Source organism: Tannerella sp. (genome assembly GCF_052170195.1).
Taxonomy (GTDB): domain Bacteria; phylum Bacteroidota; class Bacteroidia; order Bacteroidales; family Tannerellaceae; genus Tannerella.
In genome coordinates this window covers 1-16,955 of sequence record NZ_JBQNAZ010000010.1, presented here as the reverse complement: position 1 = coordinate 16,955, position 16,955 = coordinate 1, and the positions used below count along the sequence as shown (strand labels likewise).

The following is a 16,955-nucleotide window of genomic DNA, read 5'->3' as shown; positions in this document are numbered from 1 at the left end:
TGGTTACGTCAGGCTTACAGCCCTCCTAACGGGGATATTGCTTTTTCCCCAACGCTTCGCTTCCGCTCCGCATTGGGCAGAATTATCTCGCCCTTTCAGGGTTGTTTTTCAATGGTTAATTGTCAATGGTTATTTGTCGGGTATATGATTCGGCGTGTACCACGCATAACCATTAACCATTGTCCGAAAGGGCTGAAGGCCCGAATTATTTCAGCCCCATCCCGCAAGGGGAGGGGCATCGACATCCGGACCTTGTTCGGAGGACTGAAGGCCTGAATGAAATTCATTCTTATTTCTTCTATCGCGGAATCCGGGATAAAAGAGATGAAACACATATTCGATCCTTTTATTTTTGTTTTCGTTCCGCAAAGTTGCGGGAAGCGTATTACACGGAAATGAAAGGAATGTTACATTCGGGTGACTTTATTGCAACGGATAAATCTCTAAAAAACAATGATATATTTTCGCCTGTAATAAAACATTAATTTTGCTATATTGCTGATTATTAAACGGCTGATTTTTTTTGGTGTTTTTATATATACCTATATCTTTTGATAATCAGATGTCAACCGTTGCAACAAAGTCGTTTGCAAATACAAAAATATACCAATAACTCCCTACTGTTCAATGCTGTTGCAACAAAGTCCTTCTTATTAGATATAATGCTATGACAGGACGAGACACGCAGATGAGTACGAAGCGCTATTGTTTTCCCTGCTCTATTTTCGGTTTGGCTACATTCCCCTTCGTTCGATCATACCCTCTCCCGTTGTTTTTGAAAAAGAAAGGGATGACGATAAGCAATAAGATCGATGTTATCCCGATAATTATTACTGTTTTCAACCCTTTTTGGAGTTGAGCAAGAGTAACGGGATTTTCAATACCCCAAAGATCTAAGGTAAAAAAGGCGGCCGTACAAAGGATTAATGCTACAGCAATCGTTCCGATAATATATTTCATTCTTTGATAATTTATTTATTTCACCACTGGTTTAACAGTTCCCGCTTTTTTGCATCGTAATCTTCCTGTGTGATAATTTTTTCGTCTAACAGGATTTTGAGTTTACGTAGTTTTTCGGTTACGGCGGTGTTGCCGGCCGACAGAAAGCTGTCGGTTTGTTCGTTGATTTTTTTTCCTATTTCCATACCGACACCAAGCTGCAGCCCGGCACCGGCTAATCCCCCTTCGTTGCGGGCGGCATCCCGTAAAGCACGCAATTTTTCAAGTTCGACATAGCTCAATCCTGCCTGTTCGGCGGCTTTCACATCGGCCGAAATGTCTGCCATACGGGCGATTCTCGCCTGCGTCTGTTCGTCGAATTGGGTGCCTTCAATCCGGAAATCGGTAAGTTGCAGCCCGAGAAGACCGTATTCTTCATTGATTTTCCCGGCCACTTCGTTTGCCATATCATCGATATGCCCATCGATTTCGATATATGAATATTTTTTCTCGTGAATGACGTTCGCAATGAGTTGCAGAATGCGTTCCGTAATGATCCTGCTCATTTCCCCGGTTTGAAGTTCATCGCGACTGCCTGTTATCTCCGTGAAAAAGAATTTCGGATTCGTTATCCGGTACGAAAAATTACCGTTTAAACCCAATTCCACCGGGATTTTATACTCGTTGTCGATAAATTTAATCGGAGAGGGAGTTCCCCAAGGCTGGTTGAGTGTTTGAGCTTTACGATAAAAATAAATCGCCAGTTTATGTTCGCTTTCGAAATTTTGCCGGAGTTTCGAGAGGGTTGTAATGAAAGGATGGTTGTCCGTTTCGAGATTGAATATCCCTTCGTTCTCGATGATATCGGCCAATTTCCCTTCATACACCAGTAAACACCCCTGCCCGGGGGCTACGATAAGTTTGCTCGCATTGATGATCTCATCCCGTTTATGCGGATATTTATACCAAAGAATTCCGGGATTCGAATTTTCCCACCGGATGACTCTTGAAAGTTGATTGTTGAAAATTCTTAAAAAGCTCATATCTATTTTTTTACAACCTGCATCATTGATATTATCGGATTAATTATCGAATTCCCACTTGATATATACGCCCTCTTTGTTTTGCGTATTGAATAACCAGGATTCTTTATTCGCTGTAAACAGATACCCTCCTTTCACCTTAACGACATCTTTACTGAGCAGATAGTCCATATCCGCCGGCTTTGTCCATTTAATGGCTGCTGTCTCAGCATCAAGCAGCTGTACAATACTGTTTCCCGAGAGGGTCGGTTGGAATGAAATCAACACTCCGCTGTCATCACAGGCCCAAACCGTTCCCGAGATATAATCGCGGTCGGGAGTAAAGTCACGGTATGAAATCAATCGTGACATTTCCGCGATATAAGGTAATACGAGTACCTTCCGATAGGGAGAACTTTCGGTAAAAATTCCCGATCCTCCGAAGTCTTTCGTCCATGCAAAACGGGGTATATCGGTAGGATATCCGATTTGTTGCCAATAATCATACCGAATCAATTGTATTTTCTCGTCGGGAAAGAAGTCGGAGGTGTGCGAAAATTGAAATGCGACCTTTTTTCGGGCATCGGATGTTTTCCTGGGTAGCATCTTATAAAGCATCTCTTTCCCAAGAACTTTATTGATTATGGGAAAATAATACAGCTCTTTGCCCAATTCATTCACCACCTTGAACCCATCCCCCTCGTATGCAAATTTAATTTCATAAACCCCTTTGGCCAATTCGGGAAAATTCAGCGTTTCAAAGATCATTTCTTCAAGTTCATACGTCGCGCGATTCAATTTAAAAAGTTTCTTTTTGTTGATAATGGCATAAATATCCCCGTTTTCAAACAATTTTATGTCTGTGCCGGATATTTCAATTTCTCTCAGGCTTTTCATTGGCTGAATCGAGATTTCTTTTTCGTCGACAGCCTGATAAATCCCGTAAAATAATTGTTTTTTATCAGAGAAGGAATATCCCTTTTTCAATCCTCTGGTGCCGATAACAAGTATCATACCTTCATCCATCGCATTGGCAAATCCCCTGAATTCGTATATCCTGTCCCAGGAAACAACTTCTTTTTCTTCTATTTTGACCGGAAGACTCGGAGGTGCATAATCAAAGGACGATTTCTGTAAAGAGACATTGGTGAAAACTCCAAAGAAAATAAAAATAGAGGCTACAATAGCTATGCCTGCGAGTATACGTTTGGTGTTTATTTTATTTAAATCACCAAAAGGACTGTCGTACTTATGCAGAATATTGATATCATCACTGTCAATAAAAAACTCCGTATAACAGCTCTTACATTGATAATAATCGGTGCGTAACTCTTTTGCCTTCGTACTGCCACATTGTGGGCATTTTATCACCTTAATTCGCTTGGCCATCTTCGATATAAATATTTCGTGCAAACTTACAAAAAAAAATTTATATGTTTTGGAGGCCAATAAATACACACTGGCATAACATGGCTGTCTCATCTCTCAAGAAAACCGTTCAAATGCGCAGGAGATGCTGATGAGTCCGGCAAACTCTATGGTATCGGAGAAGTAATCAAGGGAATGAAGATGCTTCCTACCGTTTGAGAAAGAAGCGCTTCCGTGATCTGAAGTTCTTCGGAGACACGTCGGTAGAGGCCGCCGATATGGATGGGGCTGTCGTCGGTTTCGAGCAGAAGACGGCCTGCCGTCCATGCAGCCTGGAGCGCTTCGGGATGGTAGCGTGCTCCGAAAGAAAGATAAAAACCTCTTCCCAAGAGTTGTTCGGCTAATTGTTTTTTACCGCGAAACCCATGAATAATCCATGGCATAACAGGATGTGTGATGCGACAGACGCGGAGCAACTCATCCCACGCCTTGACACAATGAATGATGAGAGGCTTGCCTGCTTCTTCCGAGAGCTCTATCTGCCGGATGAAAAGTTCTTCCTGAATATCGGGAGGCGTGAGCGCCAACCGATCCAATCCGGCTTCGCCAACGAGAACAATCCGGGGATGCGATATCCATTTCTTCAAGACTTCCCACTGCTTGTAATCAGCATACCAAGGGTGTATACCCGCAGAGTAGAGCCGGTCAGGATGAAGTTCGAACGGTACCCGTAAATCGAGGCTGAAGACAGTGCTCTCGTTCTGCTCTTGAGAAATTCGGTGCGTATGGATATCGAAATACCTCATCACGAAAAGATCTGGATGGCTAAGGAACCGGGTCGTATCCGCTCCCCCCCCAAGGGTGACAACGGAAGATCCGCTTCAAGGCAAGCCACAGCCCTTTGAATGGACCGTATTTCTTGAGCGCCTGAACAGTATATTCGGAGCAGGTAGGCGTGTAGCGACAACTGCTCGGTGTCAGAGGTGAAATACAATACCGGTAGAAGTAGACCGGGATAAGCAGCAGATTCGTCAGCAAACGCCGGAACATATCTCTTTTTTTCGGATCATATCCAAGGCTTTTCTGACCGCCTTTTCCATATCCGTATATGTACAAATGTCGTTGCTTACGTACATGAAAGCAATGTGTACGTATTTTCCGGATTGCCTGCAAGCATCAAAAAGCGCTCCTTTATTCAGACGATACGCCTCACGTATAAGGCGCTTAATTCGATTGCGCGACGTAGCCTGCCTGATTCGTTTTTTAGGTGCGCCCGCCAAAATAGACATGCCCGGCACGGTATCGTTCTGCACCGTGCCTGACACGTAAACGACCCTCAGGGGGTATGCCATAAAAGTCTGTCCTTTTTCAAAAAGCTGCTCGATGTCGTTTCGCAGCGTCAGACGTTCGCTTTTGAAAAATCGCTTTTTTTCAGCGACTTGCATTCTTTTTGCCGTTTCCCAGTTCCTTCTTCAGATATTGTTCGAGGGCGGCTGTCATGGAAGGTGCTTCGGGAGTAGGCGCTTCAACATCGAGCCGAAGCCCTGCTTCGACAGCGGCTTTAGCAGTCGTCGGCCCAAAGCATCCGATACGGATATTCTTCTGTTTGAACTTCGGGAAATTCTTCATCAGCGACGTGATACCCGAAGGACTGAAAAATACGAGCATATCGTAATCGAATTTTTCGTCTTTGTCGAATTCGTTGCTGACGGTCCGATACATCACCGCCGTTTTATAGGCAATTTTTTTCGTATCAAGCACTGTCGTCAAATCATCTTTATGAATATCGGACACGGGTAACAAATATTTCTCTTTGGAGTGCTTGCCGATGATGGTAATCAAATCATCCATTTTACCGCTCTGACCATAGAAAACCTTGCGTTTCCGATAAATAATGTATTTTTGGAGGTACACAGCAATCGTCTCGGTCATGCAAAAATATTTCATCGTTTCCGGAACGGTGATTCTCATCTCTTTGCAAAGACGGAAGAAATGATCAATGGCTGTACGTGCCGTAAAAATCACTGCGCTGTAATCGAGTATCGCGACTCGTTGTTGTCTGAACTCTTTTGCTGTCAACGGCTCTACTTTGATAAACGGACGAAAATCAATGTCGACTCCATATTTTTCAGCAATGTCGAAGTAAGGAGATTTTTCCGACGTGGGTTTAGGTTGCGAGACCAGAAGCTTCTTAATACTCAATGCCATAAAGTACTTGTATCAATATTGTTATGCAAATAATTCAAACCTTCGTATACGAATAACAAGGGTATAATTTCTTGGGCGCAAAGGTACGAACTTAAAAATAAAAACCCTGTATTTTTATTATAAAAGATACGAATAGTTGTGTAAGCAAAAGCAATACGATAGAGGATGTAAAGCGCACAATAGAGCATCAAGATGTAGGGAATATGCTGCGGGTCAAAGAGCAACCAGCACGTAGGAAAATAGAGCAAAATGCCCCATATATAGGACAGAGAATGATAACCATTCCGCCAAAGGCTATACTTATCATCTTGGCTAAATGCCTGTCCATAGAGCGCATAGAGGCCCTGTTTAATCAGGTAGTACACATAGATCGCCACGAGCAGAGCTCCCATCAGCACGAGTGCCGCACCGAGATGATTGACTTGCATATATCCTCCCTCCAAAATGAGCAAGTAAAAGAAGATCGTACACAAAAGCAACATCTGAAACTTCATGAAAGCTTTGAAAAAAAGATTTTTTTTCATGGACGTTTCGAACAGATTCTGTCGCTCTCTGACAGATAACAGGCTTCGGATGATCTTCCGGATAAGCGGATAGAATATGCGAAAAATGACCGAGAAGATCGCAATAAGCCCCAACATCATCATGAATATGATGTCGTGTATATGTCGGCTATAATCGAATCCGACCCCGATATATCCTTCAAAAAGCTCGTTCTCCATCTGTTTTCATCTCTGTCCTCTTGTCTTTGTGCGGACAAAGGTAGTAATTCCGTTCTTATTACGCCTGCCTTTTCCTTTGCCGAATCCGCATAACGATGTTTTTAGCGGTATGAAACATAAGAAACCAGATCAAGACATATCGCTTGAAATGAGTAAAAGACAACCGGTAAAAAATCGAAACAGTTTCTTACCTTTGTCGGTCGAAAACCGTATATAAAATGGTAAAGAAATATGATTTTTTGGTGATCGGCGCAGGGATAGCCGGTATGAGCTTTGCGCTGAAAGTTGCTCCGAGAGGCAAGGTGGCTCTGGTGTGTAAGTCGGGGCTGGAAGAGACGAACACGTTTTTCGCACAAGGCGGGGTGGCATCGGTGACGAACCTGCTGGTCGATAACTTTGAGAAACATATCGAAGATACGATGATCGCAGGCGATTTCATGAGCGACCGTTCAGCCGTCGAAAAGGTGGTGCGTGAAGCGCCTGCTCAAATCGAAGAGCTGATCAGCTGGGGCGTAGATTTCGACAAAGACGAAAAAGGGAATTTCGACCTGCACAAGGAGGGCGGCCATTCGGAATCACGTATCCTGCACCATAAAGACAGTACCGGAGCGGAGATTCAAGCCAGCTTGATCCGTGCGGTAAAACGCCATCCGAACATTACGGTCTACGAACATCATTTTGCGATCGAGATCCTGACACAGCACCATTTGGGCGTGACAGTGACACGCCAGACACCGGACATCGCCTGCTACGGCGCCTATATCATGGATATGGCTACGGGACGGATCGACACTTTCCTGTCGAAAGTGACGCTGATGGCTACCGGAGGCATCGGTGCGGTGTATCAGACCACGACAAACCCGCTCGTGGCCACGGGCGACGGCATCGCGATGGTCTACCGCGCGAAAGGCACAGTCAAGGATATGGAGTTCGTTCAGTTCCATCCGACGGCCTTCTATCATCCGGGCGATCGCCCGTCGTTCCTGATCACGGAAGCCATGCGCGGCTACGGCGCTGTCCTGCGTACCCTCGACGGGAAGGAATTCATGGAACGTTACGACTCGCGTCTGTCGCTCGCCCCGCGCGATATCGTAGCGCGGGCAATCGACAACGAAATGAAAAACCGTGGCGATGAGCATGTCTACCTCGATGTTACCCACAAGGATGCGGAAACCACGAAAAAACATTTTCCAAACATCTACGAGCGGTGCAAAGGACTGGGTATCGACATCACAAAAGAGTATATTCCGGTGGCTCCGGCAGCCCATTATCTCTGCGGCGGCATTCAGGTAGATCAAAATGCCTGCTCTTCCATCGAGCGCCTATATGCGGTAGGGGAGTGCGCCTGTACCGGCCTGCACGGAGGCAATCGGTTGGCATCCAACTCCTTGATTGAGGCCGTCGTCTATGCCGACGCGGCTGCGAAGCATTCCATCAGGCAGATTGCATCACTTGATCATCAGGAAAATATTCCGGACTGGAATGACGAAGGCGTCCGGTCACCCGAAGAGATGGTTTTGATTACACAGAACCTGAAGGAAGTGGGGCAAATTATGTCGACCTACGTCGGGATTGTCCGCTCCAACCTGCGCTTGAAGAGAGCATGGACACGGTTGGATATTCTTTATGAAGAGACGGAAAGTCTTTTCAAACGCTCCGTTGCTTCACGCGATATCTGTGAACTGCGAAACATGATTAATGTGGGATATCTTATTATGCGCCAGGCAATGGAACGCAAGGAGAGCCGGGGGCTGCATTATAATATCGATTACCCTCCGAAGCAATAGACCGGAAGGCTGCTTCCTATGATATGCCATGAAAACACAAAGGCCGAAAATCGATATCGAGAAAGTGAGGCAGGGAGATCCCGATGCCTTCCGCGATTTTTTCGCCTTTCTCTACCCGCAACTCAAGGCGCTGGCATGCCGGTTCGTCGACGAGGAGACGGCCGAAGACCTGACACAGGATGTATTCACTTCGTATTGGGAGCGAAAGCATTTGATACAAGCGGAGAACATTTATTCGTTTCTTTTCAAATGGTTGCAAAATGACTGTCTGAACCGGCTGCGTCATCAGACAGTCGTCGAAGCATACGAAGAACAGATGCGCCTGGCCGAAGCGCGCAAAACCTACTGGGATCGTCAGCTGGAGACGAATGATCTGTTGCGTCGGTTGATAGACAAAGATTTGCTCGAAACGATTGAGTTGGCTGTAAAAAAACTGCCACCCAAACGCGCTGAAGCTTTTCGGCTATGTTATTACCGGAATATGAGCTATAAGGAGGTGGCCGCAATGCTGCAGATCTCGCCACGCACAGTCGAAGGCCATATTCATGCGGCACTGACTTTTCTCCGCAGTAAACTGCGGCACGTGCTGACCTTCCTGTAGATGTTTTACAACATGTTTTGATTTTTCCCGCGTTTTCGAACACGTAGTTCGGAGTCGTTCGGTTGTCTTCTTTTTACAAGCGTAGAAAACAAATGATGAACGAACAACTGCTGATACGGTTTTTGATGAAGCAATGCTCGGCCGAAGATATAAAGAGCATGGACCGGTGGGTTTCGGCCGATCCTTCCCATGCTGACTGGCTGTATGAGATGGAGCATATATGGAGTCTGAAAGACGAGTTGCGTTTTTCGGACAAACAACAAATTAAGAAGTCGTATCACCGCTTCCTGTCGGGGATTAGCCGTCGCCCGATACCCGCTACCCAAGATAAACGATGGAAAATTACCGCTTTTTTGAGATATGCAGTTGCGATTCTGCTTGTGGGATTGTTGGCCGTAAACGGATATTATTTGTTACGGAGCAAGAAGCCATCCCTCGCAATGAATACCATAGAAGTGCCCGTCGGGCAACGTGCCTCACTGCTTCTTTCGGATGGGACGAAAGTCTGGTTGAATGCGGGAAGCACATTGTCCTACCCGTCGGCCTTTGGAGAAAAAAAACGACTGGTTTCTCTCATCGGAGAAGCGTTCTTCGAGGTAGCCCATGATACCGACAAGCCCTTTGTGGTACAGTCTGACCGGATGTACGTAGAAGTGAAAGGTACGAAATTCTGTATGAAGACTTACCCCGAAGAGAAGGCCGTAGTCACTCTGGCGGAAGGAAGCGTACAAGTCTCGTCGATAGACGCGGGCTATCGGGCGATGTTGAAGCCGAACGAGCAAATCTCGTATTCCGAACAGGAAGGATGGATACTGACTGAAAATGTAGATACGGAGCTGACGCGGTCATGGATACACGGCGAACTGTACTTCGTGGAACAACCGCTTTCGGAGATCACGAAGAGTCTGGAGCGTCGTTTTGGTGTACGGATACAAATACGTAATCCGCTGTCGACCAATGATACATACACTTGTCATTTCCGTGAGACGGATTCGCTGGAGCAAGTATTGTTTCTGCTAAAAGAAACGCGGCAACTAGATTACAGGAAACTGAACGATGGAATCATCGAAATACTAACCATAAAAAAATGATGTGCCTATGAGAAAAACGGAAGCATAAAAGAAACCGGAAATGCGGCAACATCTCCGGTTCCGATTCATTAAATAACATTGTTGACAAGCAAAATATTATTCATTAATCAATTACAAATGTATGAACTTTTACACGAAAAACAATACGGGCAATGAACAAAAAACAACTTCATGGCCCCGAAAGAGTCTGATGATCATGAGATGTATAATACTTTTTTGGCTACTCGGCACGTTACAGGTCATGGCGAATCTTTCGTATTCGCAGTCGGTACGGCTGTCGTTGGAAATGAAAGATGCGACCGTGCGAGAAGTCCTGTCCGTAATCGAACGGAAAAGTGATTTTTACTTCACGTATAGCTCGACACAAATCGAGGCCGCAAGGAAAATCTCTGTTAATGTCAAGAATCGTCTGATAACCGATGTGCTTGATGAAATATTTGCCGGACAAAACGTGAATTATACAATTAACGACAAACACATCGTATTGTACAAGGCCAACACGCCTCCTTCCGATGCGGTTACAAGGCCACAACCGACAAAACACATCACGGGAAAAGTATCGGACCTGCAGGGCGAACCGATTATCGGAGCTAATGTGGTCGAGAAAGCAAACCCAGCGAACGGAACCATCACCGATGCGGAAGGTAAATTCGCGTTAGATGTTGCTGAAAAAGCCGTCTTAGTTGTTTCTTTTATCGGCTATCATACGCGCGAAATCGCGATAAACAGTCAGTCGGTATTTAATATCACCCTTTCGGAAGATATGCAAGCTCTCGAAGAAGTGGTGGTGGTAGGATATGGAACGCAAAAGAAAGTGAATTTGACCGGTGCCGTATCGAGTGTGTCATTAGCAGAAATGGATAAACGTACCGTAGCACAAACATCTTTGGCTTTACAAGGATTAGTTCCGGGCTTAACTGTAATTCAACGCAGTGGGAAACCGGGAGGTGACGGTGGCATTATCCGCCTTCGTGGCAACACGACTATTGGGAATAATGACCCTTTGGTGCTGATCGACGGTGTAGAATCGAGCATCAACTCTATTAATCCGGAGAGTATCGAGTCGATATCTATTCTTAAAGATGCAGCTTCTTCGGCCATTTATGGTAACCGTGCAGCCAATGGCGTCATTCTTATCGCAACAAAACGTGCCGAGAAAGGAAAGGTTTATGTCTCTTATAACGGCTATGTAGCCAAGGGTACTCCTACAAATGTCCCCAAATATGTAGGAGCGGTAGATTTCATGAAATATATTTCTATTGCCAAGCGTGCTGTGGGCATGACCCCGGAATATTCTGAAGAATACATCAAAGAATATGAAGCAGGAGTTGCAAGACAAGATCCAAATTATCCGGATGTGGATTGGTTCGATGCTACTGCAACCAACAATGGTTTAATGACGAGTCATATCGTCACAATCAGTCTGGGAACCCCACTTCTCAGATCTCTCACACAAGCAGGTTATTTATCACAGAATGGGATTACGGAGAATACAAACTTCAGAAGATATTCTTTGAGGTCGAACAACGACTATCAAATATCATCGAAATTTACTCTCAGCTCTGACATATCGTTTATTTATGCAGAGACAAAAGAGCCTTCCAAACTCAGTTCGGGCTTTAACTTTGTCGGACGAATCCCGGCGAATCAGGCAGCATACTTGGCAGACGGGCGTTATGGTCCGGGATGGTCGGGTATTAATCCTGTTGCTTATTACAAAGATGGGGGAGTTATTTCACGCACAGACCCATCAGCCGTGATGAACTTCACCGCTTTGTTTAAGCCGTTAGAAAACGTTGAATTACAAGCACAATATGCACTAAATTACTGGGAAGACCATACCAAAGATTGGAACAAGCGGGTACAATTGTATCTCAACGACGGCACTCCAGATCCTCAGAGTCAATCAAAATCTACTCTGACCGAAATCACAGGCCGTAGTTTGCGTAATCTCTTAAGCGGGCGTGCTACCTATACGCAAACGTTATTTAATGCCCACCACATTAAGCTAATGGCCGGATACCAACAGGAGGCTTTTTGGAATAAATGGCATTCAGGCTACCGAGAAGTATTTCCTTTTCCGGACTATCCAGTCTTAAATGCGGGCGGGGCAGAGAATCAAAAATCGAGAGGGTCGGCTTCCGACTATGCTCTACAGGCTTTCTTCGGAAGAATCAATTACGATTTCAAGGGGAAATATCTGTTTGAAGCGAATTTGCGATATGATGGTTCTTCTCGTTTTGCAGAAGGATACAGGTGGGGAGTGTTTCCATCCATTTCGGGAGGATGGAGGATTAGTGAAGAACGATTTTGGGATAATCTAAGGGACATCGCCCCCAACGTCAAACTTCGCGTATCTTGGGGACAGTTGGGCAACCAAAACACGCTCAACGGATTCTATCCGGCACAATCGATCGTCGGCTTAGGAACAAACTATATTTTTGATAAAAACATCGTTTCAGGAGCTTCCATCACGACAATGGCAAATTCTCAAATAAGCTGGGAAACAACGACGATGAGTAACATTGCAGTAGAATTTAATTTATTTAAAAAGCTCGATATCACGGCAGAGTATTATTACAGGGAAACTAAAGATATTCTGTTGACTCTTGATATTCCATTAATTATTGGATTGTCGGCTCCTTCTCAAAATGCAGGGAGGCTTGAAAATAGAGGATGGGAAATCGGTGCAACTTATAAAGACCATTGGGGGGATTTCCATTTCAGAGCAGCTCTCAATCTCTCGGATGTTAAAAATAAGATACTTGATTTAAAGGGAATCAATGAAACATGGCTTACAGTGAATCGTGAAGGTTATCCCATGGGATCGATTTACGGATATGAAGCCGTCGGTTATATTGTTCCCGAAGACTATGATACCGCAGGGAAATATAAAGGAGCAACACAAATGGGCAATTTTGGACCGGGAGACATCAAGTATAAAGATCAATTAACGGTTGATACGAATAACGACGGAATCCCGGATAAAGCTGACGGAGTTATCAATACCTCAGACCTTGTAATTCTCGGTAGCACGATCCCTCGTTATACATTCGGCTTGAATTTATACGGAGAGTATAAAGGTATAGATCTCAATATTATGTTACAGGGAGTTGGTAAAGCTGACGGTTATGTTTGGGGACACTCGATCGGTTCATTCTACGAAGGGGGATCCATGCCGGAAATCGGCAAAGATTACTGGACACCTGAAAATAGAAATGCCAAATTTCCCAGATTAGCCTTCAATAACAGCAACAACCAGCAAAATTCTTCTTTCTGGTTGAAAGATGCGTCTTATCTGCGTTTGAAAAATATCCAGTTAGGATACACAATCCCCAGACAATATTCGTCTAAAATAGGAATATCCGACCTAAGGTTATATATAAGCACGGATAATGTATTTACAATTTCTAAATTCTGGAAATATTTTGATGTCGAGTCACCGATACTGCACGGTTATGGGAGCTTCTATCCCATTATGCGTACAACCACATTCGGAATCGATGTGAAGTTTTAATTTTTTTAGTTACTTATGTTATGAAAAAGTTTTTATGTTTAATGATAACGATAGGATTATGTTCTTCGTGCAATGATTTTCTGGATAAGGCTCCGTTAGATTCTCCTTCGGATAAGACCTTTCTGGCAAATAAAAAAGAAATTGAGATGGCCATAACAGGATGCTATACAAATCTGTGGACAGGATGGGAAGGTATGGCATTCTTTTTGGCTTTTGAAGAATTATCTGACAATGGATGGGATCGTAATACAAATGATGTACAGAAGCTATCACAAGGTGCTAATGATGCTCAAAGCTCATTTGTCAGAGCAGTCTGGAGCACTTGTTATAGTGGCATAAGCCGATGTAATTATCTAATCAATAAAACGAATCATACCAAAGGAGTAGATCCTGATTTTATTGCTCAAGCACAAGCGCAAGCTAAATTTCTGAGAGCTTACTATTATTCGTACTTGATTGATCTTTACGGTGATGTACCATTAATTCTGGAAACACTCTCACTGAACAACGCTCAAGTTTCTCGTTCACCGAAAGAAGAAGTATTGAATCAGATTTTTAAAGACTTCGATGAGGCGGCTGCTATACTTACAACGCGTAACAAAGCGATTTCGGGTCGTCCCTCTCGTCAGGCAGCTCTTGCCCTGAAAGCAAGGATAGCCCTTTATAATGAGAAGTGGGATGTGGCTATCGCCGCAGCAACAGAGGTAATGAAATTAGAAGGAACGGAAGTGATGCTTGAGCCTAATTTCCCCAAACTATTCACTTATGAAGGACAGGACTCGAAAGAGATTCTTTTTTCTATCCAATATTTGGTCGGCTATCAGGTACATCCTATTTTCAGACTTTTCGGTAGCCGAAATGGAGGCGGGCACGCCAATAAAGTGCCTTCATATCAGCTCATCGATTCATACGAGTGTACGGATGGACTTCCGATCGATAAATCTCCGTTGTATAATCCGGCCAAACCTTGGGACAATCGAGACCCGCGTCTGGCATGGACCTTTGCTCTTCCGTCTTCGGGTTATTCGAACTGGAAGAATGAGCCGGGTTGTATCTTTCAAGGTTTTCAATACGAAACGCACCGCGACAGTATCAAATGCTGGAACTACCATACCTCGCCACATTCTTACGTCGATAATCAGGATGCGTTGAATGCGTATGCGTCTTTTACCGGTATCAATTGGCGAAAATACGTAAATGATACCAACTATGGAGACATCAATAACTGTGATAATAATATTATCGTTATTCGCTATGCAGAAGTCTTATTAACGTATGCCGAGGCCAAAGTGAAAGCAGGTCAAGTTGACCAATCCGTGTATGAAGCGTTAAATAAAATCAGGAAACGTGTAGGCATGCCGATTATAGCCCAAATGAAAGCCGATGAACTTTTTTATGCGATCGCAAGAGAACGAAGACATGAATTAGCGGGTGAAGGACAAAGACTTTCCGACATCAGGCGTTGGAGAATTGCTGAAAATGTAATGAATGGATTCGTACTGGGCAGAATGCAGAAATCCTATCCGCTTAAAGCGCCTGCCATTGATCTGTGGGGGACTCCGAATTATCAAATAGCCGGAATTCCCATCGCCTCCGATGTAAATCATCCGAACACTTCTATGCGGACAGTTGACAAGCGTGTGTTTAAGGCTGAGAAAGATTATCTCTGGCCTATTCCTTATATCGAAAGAAAGACGAATCCGAATCTGACCCAAAACCCGAATTGGGAATGATCGTTTTTCATACAGGCACAGATTACGAAGAACTCATTTCTCCGTAATCTTCCTGTATGAACTTAATAAAAAATATGAATCATGATATCCAAAGAAAAAATAACGTTCTTAGTGGTCTGTCTGGCCTTTATAAGTCCGACTTTATCAAAGGCTTCCGAGGGAGAAAGGAGTTACGATGTAGTCATTTACGGTGGAACTTCTGCGGGAATTGCTTCAGCTATTCAAGTATCGAGAATGGGAAAATCTGTCATACTCATCGAGCCGACCGAACGCATTGGAGGCTTAACCACGGGAGGACTGGGACAGACCGACATAGGGAATAAACAAGTAATAGGAGGCATTGCCCGAGAATTTTACCGAAATATCCGTCAATACTACGATCGTCCCGATAGCTGGAAGTGGCAGAAAAAAGAAGAGTATATGGATTTCGGACAAACAAGAACAGAGAAGGATGAAGAGGTCATGTGGACTTTTGAACCATCTGCAGCACTGAGCGTGTATCAAAAAATGCTGAATGATGAGAAGATAGGCATTGTTTATGGTCAGAGACTGAACAGGAAAACAGGGGTAAAAAAACAGAACGACCGGATTCTTTTGATTGAAATGGAGGACGGATCAAGATATACAGGTAAAATGTTTATTGATGCTACATACGAAGGAGACTTGATGGCTGCTGCCGGAGTTTCTTACAGCATCGGAAGGGAGTCGAACGAGGTGTATGGAGAGACATTAAATGGCGTGCAAGCCAACCGGCTCAACAACACGTTAAGTTGGACCATCTCAAAAAACGGATACAATCACAACTTTTCCGATGGGGTTGATCCATATATCGCGAAAGGCGATCCAACCAGCGGCTTGCTCCCTTATATCACCGAAGGAGGGCGTCCGGGAATCGATGGGCACAGCGATCCCAAAATACAAGCGTATTGTTTCCGTATGACGCTTACAGACCATCCCGAGAATAAAATTCCTTTTCAAAAGCCGAGCAATTATAACGAACTGAATTACGAGCTCCTTTTCAGGAATTATGAAGCGGAAAACGGGTCAGAGCAGGATCAGTTGCCTTGGATTAATTCACCAATGCCGAACAGGAAAACAGACACCAACAACCGGAGAGGTTTTTCGACCGATTTTATCGGACAGAACTATACGTATCCCGAAGCCGATTACGAGGAACGCGAAAAGATTATACAAGCTCATCGCGATTACCAGCAGGGATTGATGTGGACATTAGCTTCTCATCCACGCATCCCGCAGAATATAAGAAACGAAGTTTCGAGATGGGGAACATGCAAAGATGAATACGAAAAAGGTAGTAACGGATGGCAGCAACAGCTCTATATTAGAGAGGCAAGACGCATGAAAAGCGATTATGTGATGACCCAGAAAAACTGTGAACGCATCGAAATCGTTGACGACCCAGTCGGGATGGGAGCATACGGGATGGATTCACATCATGTGCAGCGATATGTGGATGCCAATGGATTCGTGCAGAATGAAGGCAACGTGGAAGCACCTGTTTCCGCTCCTTATCCAATCAGCTACCGCTCCATCGTGCCTAAAAAGGGCGAATGCCGGAACTTGCTTGTTCCCATATGTGTAAGCTCTACACACATTGCATTTGGATCCATTCGCATGGAACCAGTCTTCATGGTGTTGGGACAATCAGCTGCAACAGCAGCTTGTCAAGCCATCGATTCGGAAAAGGCTGTTCAGGATATAGACTATTTTTTATTAAGGAAGAAGCTATTGGAAGACAAACAAGTTTTAGAATTAATCATACAAGAAGAATAATGAAAAAGATCTATTGGTGTCCGGTAAACTTCTGACTGTCCCAATTTGCCCCTCCGCAATGCCCATAAACAGGTGTTGCGGATCGTTTTTGCGAAAAGTAAGTCCTCTACTAGTGTTTTGTAAATTTTGACATGACGTATATTATTTGTAAGTTTGTCTCAAAAAGTCATGAT

At 44.3% G+C, this 16,955-nt stretch carries 14 protein-coding genes; 6 read left to right on the top strand and 8 right to left on the bottom strand.

Translation table 11 applies throughout. The annotated features are described in order from the left end of the window. Nucleotides 1-702 precede the first annotated feature (702 nt). The 8 genes from ACTTKA_RS04470 to ACTTKA_RS04435 all read right to left on the bottom strand — a co-directional run bounded on the left by ACTTKA_RS04470 (nt 703) and on the right by ACTTKA_RS04435 (nt 6,259). Nucleotides 703-960 carry a hypothetical protein gene (locus tag ACTTKA_RS04470; protein WP_046825220.1) on the bottom strand — a complete coding sequence of 86 codons (258 nt, stop codon included), beginning with the start codon at nt 958-960 and terminating at the stop codon, nt 703-705. A gap of 20 nt (nt 961-980) precedes the next feature. Continuing rightward, on the bottom strand, nt 981-1,982 hold the full coding sequence (locus ACTTKA_RS04465; protein WP_442724128.1) for an SPFH domain-containing protein: 1,002 nt from the start codon (nt 1,980-1,982) through the stop codon (nt 981-983). A gap of 39 nt (nt 1,983-2,021) precedes the next feature. Continuing rightward, nucleotides 2,022-3,350 (bottom strand): hypothetical protein, encoded by a 1,329-nt coding sequence (locus tag ACTTKA_RS04460; protein ID WP_442724127.1) that lies wholly within the window; start codon nt 3,348-3,350, stop codon nt 2,022-2,024. Between the two features lie 146 nt (nt 3,351-3,496). Beyond that, a complete protein-coding gene (locus tag ACTTKA_RS04455) occupies nt 3,497-4,135 on the bottom strand; it encodes a TatD family hydrolase (RefSeq protein ID WP_314695129.1) in 639 nt (212 codons plus the stop codon). Nucleotides 4,136-4,154: 19 nt separating this feature from the next. After that, nucleotides 4,155-4,379 (bottom strand): membrane protein insertion efficiency factor YidD, encoded by a 225-nt coding sequence (gene yidD / locus ACTTKA_RS04450; protein WP_442714522.1) that lies wholly within the window; start codon nt 4,377-4,379, stop codon nt 4,155-4,157. After that, nucleotides 4,361-4,774: a ribonuclease P protein component gene (locus ACTTKA_RS04445; protein WP_442714521.1), complete on the bottom strand. Its 414-nt coding sequence runs from the start codon at nt 4,772-4,774 to the stop codon at nt 4,361-4,363. Before ACTTKA_RS04445 ends, yidD begins: the two co-directional genes overlap by 19 nt. Beyond that, a complete protein-coding gene (locus ACTTKA_RS04440) occupies nt 4,761-5,531 on the bottom strand; it encodes a uroporphyrinogen-III synthase (RefSeq protein ID WP_442714527.1) in 771 nt (256 codons plus the stop codon). Before ACTTKA_RS04440 ends, ACTTKA_RS04445 begins: the two co-directional genes overlap by 14 nt. After that, nucleotides 5,528-6,259, bottom strand: coding sequence for a DUF4271 domain-containing protein (locus ACTTKA_RS04435; RefSeq protein WP_442724126.1), 732 nt, complete (start codon nt 6,257-6,259; stop codon nt 5,528-5,530). The genes ACTTKA_RS04440 and ACTTKA_RS04435 overlap by 4 nt, the downstream gene beginning before the upstream one ends. Nucleotides 6,260-6,477: 218 nt before the next feature. On the opposite strand from ACTTKA_RS04435, the gene nadB reads away from it, so the two are divergent. From nadB to ACTTKA_RS04405, 6 genes are all read left to right on the top strand, one after another. Continuing rightward, nucleotides 6,478-8,046, top strand: coding sequence for an L-aspartate oxidase (gene nadB, locus ACTTKA_RS04430; RefSeq protein WP_442724125.1), 1,569 nt, complete (start codon nt 6,478-6,480; stop codon nt 8,044-8,046). Between the two features lie 28 nt (nt 8,047-8,074). Beyond that, nucleotides 8,075-8,647 carry an RNA polymerase sigma-70 factor gene (locus ACTTKA_RS04425; RefSeq protein WP_442724124.1) on the top strand — a complete coding sequence of 191 codons (573 nt, stop codon included), beginning with the start codon at nt 8,075-8,077 and terminating at the stop codon, nt 8,645-8,647. Nucleotides 8,648-8,739: 92 nt separating this feature from the next. Further along, entirely contained in the window at nt 8,740-9,738 is a 999-nt protein-coding gene (locus ACTTKA_RS04420) for a FecR family protein (protein ID WP_442724123.1), read from the top strand. A 196-nt stretch (nt 9,739-9,934) separates the two neighbouring features. After that, nucleotides 9,935-13,255, top strand: coding sequence for a TonB-dependent receptor (locus tag ACTTKA_RS04415; protein ID WP_442724122.1), 3,321 nt, complete (start codon nt 9,935-9,937; stop codon nt 13,253-13,255). 41 nt (nt 13,256-13,296) lie between these two features. Continuing rightward, nucleotides 13,297-14,988 carry a RagB/SusD family nutrient uptake outer membrane protein gene (locus ACTTKA_RS04410; RefSeq protein ID WP_442724121.1) on the top strand — a complete coding sequence of 564 codons (1,692 nt, stop codon included), beginning with the start codon at nt 13,297-13,299 and terminating at the stop codon, nt 14,986-14,988. Nucleotides 14,989-15,069: 81 nt separating this feature from the next. Continuing rightward, nucleotides 15,070-16,782, top strand: coding sequence for an FAD-dependent oxidoreductase (locus tag ACTTKA_RS04405; RefSeq protein ID WP_442724120.1), 1,713 nt, complete (start codon nt 15,070-15,072; stop codon nt 16,780-16,782). Nucleotides 16,783-16,955 lie beyond the last annotated feature (173 nt).

Coding starts and splice junctions, on each gene's coding strand:
- ACTTKA_RS04470 (WP_046825220.1), bottom strand. CDS start 960: ATGAAATATATTATCGGAACGATTGCTGTAGCATTAATCCTTTGTACG.
- ACTTKA_RS04465 (WP_442724128.1), bottom strand. CDS start 1,982: ATGAGCTTTTTAAGAATTTTCAACAATCAACTTTCAAGAGTCATCCGG.
- ACTTKA_RS04460 (WP_442724127.1), bottom strand. CDS start 3,350: ATGGCCAAGCGAATTAAGGTGATAAAATGCCCACAATGTGGCAGTACG.
- ACTTKA_RS04455 (WP_314695129.1), bottom strand. CDS start 4,135: ATGAGGTATTTCGATATCCATACGCACCGAATTTCTCAAGAGCAGAAC.
- yidD (WP_442714522.1), bottom strand. CDS start 4,379: ATGTTCCGGCGTTTGCTGACGAATCTGCTGCTTATCCCGGTCTACTTC.
- ACTTKA_RS04445 (WP_442714521.1), bottom strand. CDS start 4,774: ATGCAAGTCGCTGAAAAAAAGCGATTTTTCAAAAGCGAACGTCTGACG.
- ACTTKA_RS04435 (WP_442724126.1), bottom strand. CDS start 6,259: ATGGAGAACGAGCTTTTTGAAGGATATATCGGGGTCGGATTCGATTAT.
- nadB (WP_442724125.1), top strand. CDS start 6,478: ATGGTAAAGAAATATGATTTTTTGGTGATCGGCGCAGGGATAGCCGGT.
- ACTTKA_RS04425 (WP_442724124.1), top strand. CDS start 8,075: ATGAAAACACAAAGGCCGAAAATCGATATCGAGAAAGTGAGGCAGGGA.
- ACTTKA_RS04420 (WP_442724123.1), top strand. CDS start 8,740: ATGATGAACGAACAACTGCTGATACGGTTTTTGATGAAGCAATGCTCG.
- ACTTKA_RS04415 (WP_442724122.1), top strand. CDS start 9,935: ATGAGATGTATAATACTTTTTTGGCTACTCGGCACGTTACAGGTCATG.
- ACTTKA_RS04410 (WP_442724121.1), top strand. CDS start 13,297: ATGATAACGATAGGATTATGTTCTTCGTGCAATGATTTTCTGGATAAG.
- ACTTKA_RS04405 (WP_442724120.1), top strand. CDS start 15,070: ATGATATCCAAAGAAAAAATAACGTTCTTAGTGGTCTGTCTGGCCTTT.